Source organism: Polyangium mundeleinium (assembly GCF_028369105.1).
Classification (GTDB): Bacteria; Myxococcota_A; Polyangia; order Polyangiales; family Polyangiaceae; genus Polyangium; species Polyangium mundeleinium.
Map to the genome: position 1 here is coordinate 7,971,915 of NZ_JAQNDO010000001.1, position 12,094 is coordinate 7,984,008.

The following is a 12,094-nucleotide window of genomic DNA, read 5'->3' on the forward strand; positions in this document are numbered from 1 at the left end:
GAATAGCGAGCCCTGGGAAGACGGCACGGCCCTGTGCACGGCGCGAGAGCGCCCCCGCGGATCGCAGTGGTAGACTCGCGCGCCATGCAGGCCGCGATCGCGAACACGCCCCATCCCGTCAACGAACCGGTGCGTTCCTACGCGCCCGGGACGACCGAACGCGCGGAGCTCAAGGCCGCACTCGCGCGCATGTCCGGCGAGACGATCGAGATCCCGATGGTGATCGGCAAGAACCACGTGTTCTCGGGCCGCCTCACCGAGGTGCGCGCGCCGCACAAGCGGAGCCTGCTCCTCGCGCGTGCGCACGACGGAAATCGCACCGACGTGGCCGAGGCGATCGACACCGCGCTCGGCGCGTCGAAGATGTGGGGCGAGATGCCGTGGACGGCGCGCGCAGCGGTGTTCCTGCGCGCGGCGGAGCTGCTCGCGACGCGGTACCGGCCGCTGCTCAACGCGGCGACGATGCTCGGGCAGAGCAAGACAGCGCATCAAGCCGAGATCGACGCGGCCTGCGAGCTCATCGATTTTCTGCGCTTCAACGTGGCCTACGCGCGGCAGATCGCGACGGAGCAGCCGCAGAGCTCGCCGGGGACGTGGAACGTGATGGAGCCGCGTCCGCTCGAAGGGTTTGTCTTCGCGGCGACGCCGTTCAACTTCACGGCCATCGCGGCGAACCTGCCCGCAGCGCCGGCGATCATGGGCAACACGGTCGTGTGGAAGCCGTCGGCGAACGCGCTGCTCTCGGCGCACTGGATCATGGCGCTCTTCCGCGAAGCAGGGCTGCCCGACGGCGTGATCAACCTCGTGATGGGCGATCCGGCGGAGTTGACGACGGCGGCCCTGGAGCACCCGAGCCTCGCGGGCGTGCACTTCACAGGCTCGACGCCGGTGTTCCGGTGGATGTGGCGCAAGGTCGGCGAGAACATCGATCGGTACCGGACGTACCCGCGGCTCGTGGGCGAGACGGGCGGGAAGGATTTCGTGTTCGCCCACGCGAGCGCGGATCCGACGGCGCTTGCGGTCGCGCTCGTGCGCGGTGCGTTCGAGTACCAGGGACAAAAGTGCTCAGCGGCGTCCCGCGCGTACGTGCCGAAGTCGATGTGGCCTGCGCTGAAGGAGCGGATCGTGGAGCTCACGCGGATGATCCGCGTCGGCGACGTGGCGGACTTCCGCAACTTCATGGGCGCAGTGATCGACGGTCGCGCCTACGCGCGGATCACGAGCGCGGTGGAGGAGGCGCGTCGCGGCGGACGCGCGCGGCTCATCTGCGGCGGCGAGTGGAGCGACACGGAAGGCTTCTTCATCGAGCCGACGGTGATGGAGACCGAGGATCCGAAGCACACGTTGATGGAGACGGAGCTCTTCGGCCCTGTTCTGACGGTGTGGCCCTACGACGACGGCAAGGAAGACGAGGCGCTCGCGCTCTGCGACGAGACGAGCCCGTACGCGCTGACGGGCGCAGTCTTCGCCCGCGATCGGGCGTTCATCGAGAAGGCCAGCACCGCGCTGCGCCGCGCGGCGGGGAACTTCTACGTGAACGACAAACCCACGGGCGCGGTGGTCGGGCAGCAGCCGTTCGGCGGCGGGCGCGCCTCGGGGACCAACGACAAGGCGGGCAGCGTCCTGAATCTCTTGCGCTGGACGTCGCCGCGCTTGATCAAAGAGAACTTCGAGCCGCCGCGCGCCGTCCCCTACCCGTTCCAGTCCGAGCCGTAACGCGGGCGCTTCTGCGTCACTCCGGCATGGCCGGGCAAGCGCCGCCCTCGAGGGCGACGCACACGCCCTTCTCCTCCTCGTAGTACTCGGCTTGCTCCTCGTAGCAGTCGGCCTGGTCGGAGAGGGATGCGGCGTAGGCGGCGTCATCGGCCGCGAGCTCGAGGCACGTCGACGTGCAGAGCGTCTCACTCGCGCCGGGCTGGCAGAGCGCGTTCTTCTGGCAAATCGCGGCGCAACTGTCCTCGGGAGGACGATCGCCGCAAGCGCAGATCACGAAGGTCAGGAGAAGGGCGAAGAGCGTCGAAAGGCGCATGCGTCGAGGATAACGCAGGCGGGTTTTGGCAGAGCGCACCGAATGGTATACGGGCGCTCCGATGCGTACCCCGAGCCTCACCCTGGTCTCGCTCGCTCTCGCCCTCCTCGCCTGTGGTGGCTCGACGCCCGAGCCTGTGACGCCCCCGAACACGGACGCGGACACGGCGAAAACGAGCGTCGCTACGACAACGGAAAAGCCTGCGGATCCGCCGCCCGCGCCCGCGGCCAAGCCCGCGTTCGATCCGGTGGCGATGGGCATGACGCCGGACGGCGCGCGCAAGCTCTGTGATGAGCACCTCGCGAAGGCGAAGGGCCTCGCCGAGGACATCAAGGCGCTGAAGGGCGCGCCCGCGGACAAGCTCACGTTCGCGGCGACGGTGGGCCGCTTCGACGACGTTGTCCTCGAGGTCGCGAGCGCCGGAGAGTTCCCGTACCTGATGGGCGTCGCGCACCCGGACGCGGCGGTGCGCGAGGCGGCGAAGGCCTGTGAGCCGAAGACGGATGCCTTCCAGACGTCGCTCTGGCTCGACGCGGACGTGGCCGCGGTGATCCAGGCCTACGCGAAGAAGGGCGAGAAGCTCGAAGGCGAGCGGGCGCGGCTGCTCGCGGACGTGCTGCGCGATTTCCGGCGCAACGGGCTCGAGCTGCCCGCGGACAAGCAGGCGCGGCTGCGCGAGCTCAACGCGGAGATCACGAAGAAGGGCCAGGAGTTCATGTCGAACATCGGCGCTTCGACGGAGTGGATCGAGGTCGACGAGAAGGAGCTCGAAGGCCTGCCGAAAGAGTACGTCGCGAGCCACAAGCCGAACGACAAGAAGAAGGTCCGCATCTCGACGGACTACCCGGACTACTTCCCGTTCATCACGTACGCGAAGAACCGCAAGCTCGCGCTCGAGCTCTACGCGAAGTTCACGAACCGCGGCGGCAAGCAGAACGTGCGGCTCCTGGAGGAGCTGCTCACGCTCCGCACCGAGAAGGCGAAGCTGCTCGGCTACGAGACCTGGGCGGACTACGCGATCGAGCCGCGCATGGCGAAGAGCCGGAAAAACGTGCGCGAGTTCCTCGACAACCTCTCGGCTGCGCTGAAGGACCCGGTGAAGGTCGAGCTCGAGGAGTTGCGCAAGGAGCACGTGCGGCTCGGCGGGAAGAAGACGGACGTGCTCTATCCGGCGGATCGGTACTACCTCGAGGACAAGGTCCGGAAGGCCAAGTACAACTTCGACTCGCAGGCGCTCGCCGAGTACTTCGAGATCGGCGCGGTGAAGAAGGGCCTGATGGACACCACCGCGAAGATGTACGGGCTCGAGTACCGCGAGGTGCCGGCCGCGGCGTGGCATCCGGACGTGACGGCGTACGAGGTGTGGTCGAAGGGCGAGAAGATCGGGAAGTTCTATCTCGACCTCTACGCGCGCGCCGACAAGTACAAGCACGCGGCGATGTTCGGCGTGCGCACGGCGAAGCGCCTGTCCGACGGAACGTGGCAGCAGCCGATGGCGGCGCTCGTGTGCAACTTCCCGAAGACGGAAGGCAGCCAGCCGGGCCTGATGTCGCACGAGGAAGTGACGACGTTCTTCCACGAGTTCGGCCACGTGCTGCATCAGCTCCTCACGCGCTCGGAGCTCGCGACGTACTCGGGCTCGAACGCGGTGCGCGACTTCGTGGAGGCGCCGTCGCAGATGTTCGAGGAGTGGGCGTGGTCGCGCGAGGTGCTCGACACGTTCGCGCGGCACTACAAGACGGGCGAGAAGATCCCGGACGCGCTCTTCACGTCGATGACGAAGGCGCGCACGTTCGGGCTCGCGCTCGGGACGCAGCGGCAGCTCTTCCTCGCGTCGCTGGATCAGGAGCTCCACGCCCGCAAGGCGCCCTTCGACACGACGAAGGTGGTGGAAGAGGTGCAAGGCAAGGTGGACGTGTTCCCGTACGTGAAGGGGACACACTTCCAGTCGAGCTTCGGGCACCTGATCGGCTACGACGCCGGCTACTACGGCTACCAGTGGGCGCTGAGCCTGTCGCGCGACGTGCTGACGCGCTTCCGCAAGGAGGGTCTGCTCAACACGACGACGGCCGAAGCCTGGCGGACCGAGGTGCTGGCGAAGGGCGGCGGCGAGGACGAGCGGACGATGATCTCGCGCTTCCTCGGCCGCGCTCCGAGCCACGACGCGTACTTCACGTACCTCAAGGGCAAGGAGTGACGCGAGCAGGGGGCGCACCACGCGCCCCCGCGTCCCTCAAGGCTGTACCGAGACCCCCATCGCCTCGCGCAACGTGCTGTGCGCCTCGGAGACCGTGAATCCGAGCAGATCGGCGATCTTCGTCTCCGCGTCGAGCGCACCACGCGGCTCGGCGCGGAGGAGCGTCGCGACCACGTCGAGGCTGCCGCAGAGCAGGTAGCCCGCGCGCGTCGCGCATCGCTCCACGGCCGCGGCCCAGCGGGGTAGGTCCGGACGAACGTTTGCCGCGGCGAACGCGGAGACGGCTTCTTCCAGCGCCTTGCGTTGCGCGTCGTCGAGGTGCGCCTCGAAGAGCGGCTTGAACGCGAGCACCACGTCGCGGACCTTGGCGGGGATCGGCTCGTCCGGCAGGGCGATCGCGATGGCGCTGACGAAACACGCGCTGAGCTCTTCGAGCGAGGGATAGAAGAGCAGGAGCCGGTGATGGCCCACGTGGTACGTGAGGTGCCGGCCCACGAGGAACGCGAGTTCCGCGAGCGTGCGACCGCGCAGCGCGTGCTGGCCCGCGAGGACCGTGGCGTCGGTCGCGGGGATGGCCACGAGGCTCACGCCGGCGTCCTCGCGCACGTACACGTCGGGCGGCGTCACGCCGAGGAAATGGCTGCCCCAGGCGAACGAGCGCACGATCGAGATCGTGCTGCGCTGGAGGTCCTGCTTCTGCGACGCATCCAGCGCCGGGAGCCGCCCATCGCTTTCGAGTTGTTCGAGCCGCGCGGCGATCGCGGCGCCCGCGATCGCTTCGAGCACGCCTTCGGTGAGCGTGTCCCTCCGCTCGTCCCGCAGGAGATCCCAGCCCTCGGCGGGCATCGCGCTCAAGAAACGCGGCACGCCGTTCGGCTTGTGCTCGTCGTAGAGGAATCGCTCGCGCGACTCGACGACGCCGAGGTGCGCGGTGACCACGGAGGCGGTGTACGCCACGTCCGGCTGGCGGAGCTTCTGCGCGACGTCGAAGATGTCGTGGTACGACTGCGCGCGCTGCGGATCGAGCTTCGCCGCGTCGCGCAGGTGCACGAGCGCGCGCTCGTGCCGGCCGATCGTGCGCGCCAGATCCGCGACGACGAGGTGACCGCCGAGATCCTCGGGGCGCTCGTCGACCGAGCGCTCGAAGTAAGCGAGCGCCACGAGCGGATCCTCCAGGTGATCACGGAAGAGGAGACCGAGGCGCCGCCCGATCTCCCACGCCGCGCGGCGACGCGGCTCGCCTTGCGGGAGCCGATCGAGGCGGGCGAGCGCGCGGCGGTAGATCGCTTCGAGCTGGCTCCACTCCTGCCGCTCCGAGAGGATGCGCGCGAGGGTGTCGAGCGGTTCGAGCATGCTGGAGTCGCTGTCGATCGCGAGCTCCAGCATCTCGATCGCGAGCTCCTCGCGTTCGATCTCCTGGCAGTAGGTCGCGAGCTCCAGGTAGCTCGCGGCGCGGTCGCGCGGGACCGGCGTGAGCTCCGCGATGCGGCGGCGGATCTCGATCCCCTTGTCGATCTCGCTCGCGTGCTCGTAGAGGCGGCGCAGCTTGCCGAGGACCAGAAGATCCTCGGGGCGAATGTCGCGGGCGCGCTCGAACGAGGCGCGCGCGCGGCCCGGATCGGAGCCGATGCTTTCCCAGCGCTCGCCGAACTCCATGAGGTGCTCGAAGCGCTCGGTGTCGCTCGTGAAGGTCGCGAGCAGACGCTCCTCGGCAGCGTGGACGGCGCGGAAATCACGCTCCGTCACGTTGAGCACGATGAGGGCTTCGAGCGCGGGGCGGTACTCGGGGCGGAGCGTGAGCGCCTTGTCGAGGTTCGAGATCGCCTCCTTGCGTTTCTCCTGCCCCCACTTCGCGGTCGCGAGGCGAACGTAGAGCTCGGCGCGCTCCTCCGTATCGCCGGGCGCGAGGTGGCCGAGCGCCTTGCGATACTCGCCGAGCGCGCCCTCGTGATCCTTGGCGGCGAGCATCGCGTCGCCAGCGTCGCGATGGAACACCGCGGGCGACGTCTCCACCGCGGGCGACGTCTCGGGCGCAGGCGACGCGTTCGGCGCAGGCGGCGGCGAGGACGTACCCGGCGACGCGACCGTGGTCGCCGCGGGCTCGGGGATCTCCGGCACGACGGTGATGCGCGGCGCAGGCGCAGGCGAGACCTCTTCGGCCTGCGGGCTCGGCGTCGTCGCCGGCGCGACCGACGGAGGCACCGGCTCCTGGATGATGACGCGAGGGACCGACGCTTCGGGGCGCGTGAACGATCGATCCTCGGGCAACGTCGTCGCCACGTAGGCCGCAGAAGGCTCCCTCGCCTGCAGGATCGGCGCAGGCTCGGGCGCGATCTCCGGCGCGGGCTCGGGTGTGATCTCCGGCGAGATCTCAGGCGCAGGCTCGGGCGCTGGGGCCTCGGGCGCCGTCGAGCTCGGCAGGATGCGCGAGCGCAACGTCGTCACCGGACCGCGCTCACCGAACGCAGCGTCGTCGACCACGACGTCCACGCTCAGCGGCATGTTCTCCGTCGAGCCCTCCCGCAGCGGCGGCGGCTCGACGGCCTCCACGCGCACGGAACGCGCGTGCGGCTTGCCGAGGGATCCGAGCAGCACCTCGGCTGCCTCCGATTCGAGCGTCACCTCTTCGAGCCGCTCGCCGCGCGCCAGCGCCTCCGCGTCGAGCGTCGAGGGCGCGTCTGCCAGCGCAGGCACGCCCGCGTCCTTCCAGATCGTCGAGCCGACGGGCACCGGGATCAACGCGAACGGCGTCCAGCCGCGCGCGTGCGCGAAACACGGCACCACGCCGACGAGTCCTTCCTTGATGCGCTCGTAGAGCATCCGCGCGAGCAGGCCCGTCTCCGCGTCCGCATCGTCGAACGCGTTGATGAGCGCGCGCGTGAACGGCGACGGTCGATCCTCGACGCCGGGCGCCGAGGGCCGCGCAGCGATGAGCAGTTCGATCCCGCTGCGCTGCGGGTTCACAGCCTCTTTCGCGGCGGCGACGACGGTCGCGCTGCGGAACGGATCGGCGGGCGCCGGCGCGTGGCGGCACTCGAGCACGAAGAGCACGGGACCCGACACGTGATCGTGAAAAACAGCGACCACGTCCGTGAGCGCGTCGCCAGTTTGCGGGTTCTCGGGATCGAGGCAGAGGAAGAACTCGCCGTCGACCGAGACCGCGACGGGGCTCGACACATAGAAGAGGAGCTCGTCCTCCGGCCCCGGCTTGCGCTGCTCGAAGAGCGTGTCGAGCTGCTCGGCGAGATCCACGTGGGGATCGATGTCCACCACCTCGAACGCCGTGTCGTCCAAGGGGAGACGCGAGCGCAGGATGTCGCCGTCGAGCGCGCCCGGAGGGGCGCGCATGTCGGAGAGGAGGGAGGGCGTCGCGACGATCGCCAAGCGCATCAGGCTGCTCCCGGGCCGCGGGCCTTCATCGAAGCAGGGAATCTACCAGGCCTCGGGGGCGGAGAGCGCAGCGAACGACAGGCCCCGGTGGTCCGCCGCTTCGTGTGTCCTGGGCCGCAAGGGCGCGGGAGGCTCACGGGACCTTCGCCCGCGCCGTGGGCAGACGCCCGACCAGCTCGGCGCCGTTCGCCGGGCGCCGATCGTCCGGGCCGATGCACACGTCGGCGACCGCGCGCCACCGCGCGGCCTCGTCCATGGCGATCCCCCGCTCCCCGAGCCTGTGGAGCACGTCTTCGAGCACGCGGCCGTAGCCGTACACGTCGTCGCGCGGGTCGCTCGACCGGCCGGCGATGCGTTCTGGCGAGACGTAGCCGGCGCTGCCCCCTTCCCCGCGGGCGCCGAGCGGCCGCGCGATGCCGAAGTCGCCGAGCAAGGGTTCGCCGGTGTCCCGGAGGAGCACGTTCGCCGGCTTGACATCCGCGTGGACGAACCCCCCTGCGTGGAGCCGCGCAAGCGCCCGAGCGAGCGGGGGCGCCCAGCGCTCGATGGGGACGAGCGCCGCGAGATCGCCCCGGGCGAGCACGTCGCGCACCGAGCCCCGTGGGATCCACTCGAGCGCGAGCCATCCTTCCTCTGGATCCGCGTCGAGCACGCGGAGCACGCCGGGCCCGCGCATCCGATCGGCGAGCCGCGCTTCCCGTTCGAGGTGCTCTCGATCGCGACCACGCCGATGGTAGACCTTGAACGCGAGGCGCCGGCCGAGCAGCTCGTCCTCGGCCTCGTAGACGGTCCCGGCGCCGCCACGCGCGACCTCGCGCAAGAGCCGGAACGGCGCGCGCGCCCCAGCGTCCGTCACCACCGTGGCCTCGTCGAGCCGCCGCGCGGGTCCGGGTGCTGCGCCGAGCGCCGCGCGCCATCGCTTGTGCCGCTCCCGCGCGCCCGGCGTGTCGATGTTCCGCGCGAGCACCCGCTCGATCGTCCCGAGCGCGCGCGGGAGCTGGCCGAGCGAGGCGTGCAGATCCGCCGCGAGCAAGAGCGCCGGTGTGCTCGACGCGTTTGCCAGCGCTTCGAGCGCGCCCTTCTCGTCTCCGCGCGCCGCGAGGATGTCCGCGCACGCGAGCCGCACGGCCTCCGGCACCGCGTAATCCTCTGCGGCTTCGAGCACACGTGCGGCGGCTTCGGCCTCGCGCACCGTCCCGCGCGCCTTACGCAGGAGCAGGATCGCTTGTTCTTCGCTCGGGCCATCCGGCGCGCCCACACGCGCGAGCTGCGCGAGCTCGGCAGAGGCTTCGTCTACGTCGGCGCGCGCAGGCTCGCGGCGCGGCTCTGCACGCGTCGACGTCGCACGCTCGTCCACGCCGCGCGGGGCCTCCTCGCTCGCGGCCTCGTCGCTCTCGCCGAAGAGCCGTCCCCTGATCTTCCGCCACAAACTCACGCGCCGCTCCCGCTCCCTTCGCGGCTCCCCGTGGCCACGCGCAGCACCACGGGCCCGCCGCGGCTCGCGCGGATCTCGTCGCCGACGCAAAGCTCCACCTCGGCGGCGAGTTCGAACTCTCCAAGGATCGGCCGCGGCGCCCCGCTCGGCGTCCGCAGCACCACGAACCCGCTGTCGCCGTGCACCACCCGATCGACGTGCAGCGCGCCCACCACGAGCGGGCCGAGCGGCGCGAGGAAACGTGTCCCCGCGATCGTCACGACCACGCCGTCCGGCACGAGCTCCCGCTCGGGAGACGCCGTCGGCCGCTCGATGCCGCACGGCACCTCGCCGCCGAGCTCCAGACGAATCCCCTCGCCCACCGGGATCGCGCCCTGGATCCGCGCGCCCGCGAGCATCGTCCCGTTTCGCGTGTCGAGATCCTCCACGAAGATCTCGCTCCCCTCGCAGTGGATACGCAGGTGCGTGCGGCTCACGGCCCGCGCGCCCACGAGGATCGTCGCTTCCCCGCGGCCGATCGTCACGTCCTCACCGAGCGCTGCGTGGAAGCGCTTCCCGCCGATCTCCAGATCGACGAGCGGCCCGGTCGCGAGGCGCGCTCGGATCGCGCGGGCGGCGTCGGCCACGACGTCGTCGTCTCGCTCGGCGAGCGCGACCCGCGCGACGTCCAGCGCGGCGCGGCGCTCGGCGGTCCGGTCGAGATCGGCCACGCGCCTGCGCACGTCCGTCACCTCGCGGACCTTACGCGACTCGGCGTGCGAGGCCTTGAGGCGCTCTTCGAGCTTCTCGATCGCGCCCATCTCCGTGAGCACTCGGATCTCCGCCTCGGCGTCGCCGAGCTCCGCGTAGATCTCGGCCGCGCGTTCGAGCTGCCCTGCGCCTTCGAGCTCGCGGGCGACGCGCGCGAGCTCGCTCTTCAGCGAGACCCCGCCGCGGACGCGGATCACGTCGAGCGTGAGCAGCGCCTTGCGACCGAGCGCGCGTTTCTGGATCTCCTCGCTCTTCGCGGTGCGCGCGGCGACGTCGCAGAACGCGATTCTTTGCTCGGCCGAGCCTTCGGCGTCGGCACGGAGCAAGAGCACGCGCGCCGCCTCGTCCGGCATCTCGGCCTCGACGTACAGCGTGGCCGCGGAAGCAAGATCACCGGCGAGCTCCCGGGCGCGCGCGTCTTTTGCTCGTCGGCCCTCGCCCCAGCGCAGGAAGCGATCGAAGAGACCCACTGCGCGGCATGGTAGCGCGGCTCCGAAGGCTTGCGCGAGGGCTCTCGCGAGGCCCGCCGTGCCCGGCTGTTGACTCTCCCTTTCCCTCCGCGGACCATCGGAGGCTCGATGTCCAACTTTACGACCGGTCAGACCCGCCTGGGCGAGCTGCTCGTCCGCGAGAAGCTCATCAGCTTGCAGCAGCTCCGCCAGGCGCAGGAAGAGCAGCGCAAGAGCGGAACCAACCTGGGCCAAGTGCTGACGAAGCTCGGCTACCTGTCCGACGACGACATCGCGAGCTTCCTCGCCACCCAGTACGGCGTCCCCGTCGCCAACCTCGACGGCACCGAGTTCGATCCCGACGTCTTGAAGCTCGTCCCGCGCGACGTCTGCGAGAAGCAGAAGATCATCCCGCTGTTCCGGTCGGGCACCTCGCTCGTCGTGGCGATGGCGGATCCCACGAACCTCCATGCGATCGACGACATCAAGTTCCTCACGGGCTCCATCGTCGAGCCGCGCGTCGCCTCCGAGGGTGCGATCACCCAGGCCATCGAGCGCGCCTACTCCGCCGGCCCCTCCTACGACGAGATGCTCGCCGAGTTCGGTGACGAGCAGGTCGACTTCACGGTCGACACCGAGGACGTGAACGTCCTCGAACTCGAGAAGGCGGCCGAGGGCGCGCCGGTCGTGCGGCTCGTGAACGCGATCCTCCTCAACGCCATCAAGAAGGGCGCGAGCGACATCCACATCGAGCCGTACGAGAAGAAGCTTCGCGTCCGCTACCGCATCGACGGCGTGCTCGTGGAGGAGATGCAGCCTCCGATGAAGCTCAAGAACGCGATCGCGAGCCGGCTCAAGATCATGAGCTCGCTCGACATCGCGGAGCGCCGCTTGCCGCAGGACGGGCGCATCAAGCTCAAGCTCGGCAAGGGCAAGGAGATGGACTTCCGCGTCTCCGTCTGCCCGACGATCTGGGGTGAGAAGATCGTCATGCGCCTCCTCGACAAGTCGAACCTCCAGCTCGACATGACGAAGCTCGGGTTCGACAAGAAGCCGCTCGAGGACTTCCAGTGGGCGATCAACCAGCCCTGGGGCATGGTCCTCGTCACGGGCCCGACGGGCTCCGGCAAGACCACGACGCTCTACTCTGCGCTGAGCGAGCTCAACCAGATCGAGACGAACATCAGCACCGCCGAGGATCCCGTCGAGTACAACCTCCACGGCATCAACCAGGTGCAGATGCAGGACTCCATCGGCCTGAACTTCGCGGCCTCGCTGCGCTCCTTTTTGCGCCAGGACCCGGACATCATCATGGTCGGCGAGATCCGCGACTTCGAGACCGCCGAGATCGCGGTCAAGGCCGCGCTCACGGGTCATATGGTGCTCTCCACGCTGCACACGAACGACGCGCCGTCGACGATCTCGCGCCTGCTCAACATGGGCATCGAGCCCTTCCTCATCACGGCGAGCGTGAACCTCGTCCTCGCACAGCGCCTCGCGCGGAAGAACTGCGCCGACTGCCGACAGCCCTTCAAGCAGGACCCGCGCGCACTCGCCGACTTCGGCTTCACGCCCGATCAGATCAAGAACGCCAAGCTCATGAAGGGCGCGGGCTGCAAGACGTGCAACGGCTCGGGCTACAAGGGCCGCGTCGCGCTCTACGAAGTCATGCGCTTCACGGACAACCTGAAGGAGCTCGTCCTCCAGGGCGCCTCGACGGCCGAGCTAAAGACGGCCGCGATCAAGAACGGGATGCTGACCCTGCGCATGGCGGGCATCGAGAAGGTGATGCAGGGGATGACGACGACCGATGAGGTCGGCCGCGTCACGATGGGAGACTAGCG

7 protein-coding genes are annotated in these 12,094 nt (G+C 69.7%); 3 read left to right on the forward strand and 4 right to left on the reverse strand.

Annotation, left to right across the window (positions count from 1 at the left end):
* Positions 1-84: 84 nt before the first annotated feature.
* Complete coding sequence (gene pruA, locus POL67_RS31735; protein WP_271923949.1) at positions 85-1,716, forward strand: L-glutamate gamma-semialdehyde dehydrogenase; 1,632 nt, start codon at positions 85-87, stop codon at positions 1,714-1,716.
* A 16-nt stretch (positions 1,717-1,732) separates the two neighbouring features.
* On the opposite strand, the gene POL67_RS31740 is transcribed toward pruA, so the two are convergent.
* Positions 1,733-2,029, reverse strand: a complete 297-nt coding sequence (locus tag POL67_RS31740; RefSeq protein WP_271923951.1) for a hypothetical protein — start codon at positions 2,027-2,029, stop codon at positions 1,733-1,735.
* A 61-nt stretch (positions 2,030-2,090) separates the two neighbouring features.
* Between POL67_RS31740 and POL67_RS31745 the strand changes: the two genes are divergently transcribed.
* Positions 2,091-4,226 (forward strand): M3 family metallopeptidase, encoded by a 2,136-nt coding sequence (locus POL67_RS31745; protein WP_271923953.1) that lies wholly within the window; start codon positions 2,091-2,093, stop codon positions 4,224-4,226.
* Between the two features lie 36 nt (positions 4,227-4,262).
* On the opposite strand, the gene POL67_RS31750 is transcribed toward POL67_RS31745, so the two are convergent.
* From POL67_RS31750 to POL67_RS31760, 3 genes are all read right to left on the reverse strand, one after another.
* Positions 4,263-7,616: a tetratricopeptide repeat protein gene (locus POL67_RS31750; protein WP_271923955.1), complete on the reverse strand. Its 3,354-nt coding sequence runs from the start codon at positions 7,614-7,616 to the stop codon at positions 4,263-4,265.
* Positions 7,617-7,749: 133 nt separating this feature from the next.
* A complete protein-coding gene (locus POL67_RS31755; RefSeq protein ID WP_271923959.1) occupies positions 7,750-9,051 on the reverse strand; it encodes a protein kinase domain-containing protein in 1,302 nt (433 codons plus the stop codon).
* A complete protein-coding gene (locus POL67_RS31760; protein WP_271923961.1) occupies positions 9,048-10,271 on the reverse strand; it encodes an FHA domain-containing protein in 1,224 nt (407 codons plus the stop codon). Before POL67_RS31760 ends, POL67_RS31755 begins: the two co-directional genes overlap by 4 nt.
* A gap of 108 nt (positions 10,272-10,379) precedes the next feature.
* Between POL67_RS31760 and pilB the strand changes: the two genes are divergently transcribed.
* Complete coding sequence (gene pilB / locus POL67_RS31765) at positions 10,380-12,092, forward strand: type IV-A pilus assembly ATPase PilB (protein WP_271923964.1); 1,713 nt, start codon at positions 10,380-10,382, stop codon at positions 12,090-12,092.
* Positions 12,093-12,094 lie beyond the last annotated feature (2 nt).

What these genes read in the sequence shown, in the direction of transcription:
- pruA (WP_271923949.1), top strand. Translation starts at nt 85, where the DNA reads ATGCAGGCCGCGATCGCGAACACGCCCCATCCCGTCAACGAACCGGTG.
- POL67_RS31740 (WP_271923951.1), bottom strand. Translation starts at nt 2,029, where the DNA reads ATGCGCCTTTCGACGCTCTTCGCCCTTCTCCTGACCTTCGTGATCTGC.
- POL67_RS31745 (WP_271923953.1), top strand. Translation starts at nt 2,091, where the DNA reads ATGCGTACCCCGAGCCTCACCCTGGTCTCGCTCGCTCTCGCCCTCCTC.
- POL67_RS31750 (WP_271923955.1), bottom strand. Translation starts at nt 7,616, where the DNA reads ATGCGCTTGGCGATCGTCGCGACGCCCTCCCTCCTCTCCGACATGCGC.
- pilB (WP_271923964.1), top strand. Translation starts at nt 10,380, where the DNA reads ATGTCCAACTTTACGACCGGTCAGACCCGCCTGGGCGAGCTGCTCGTC.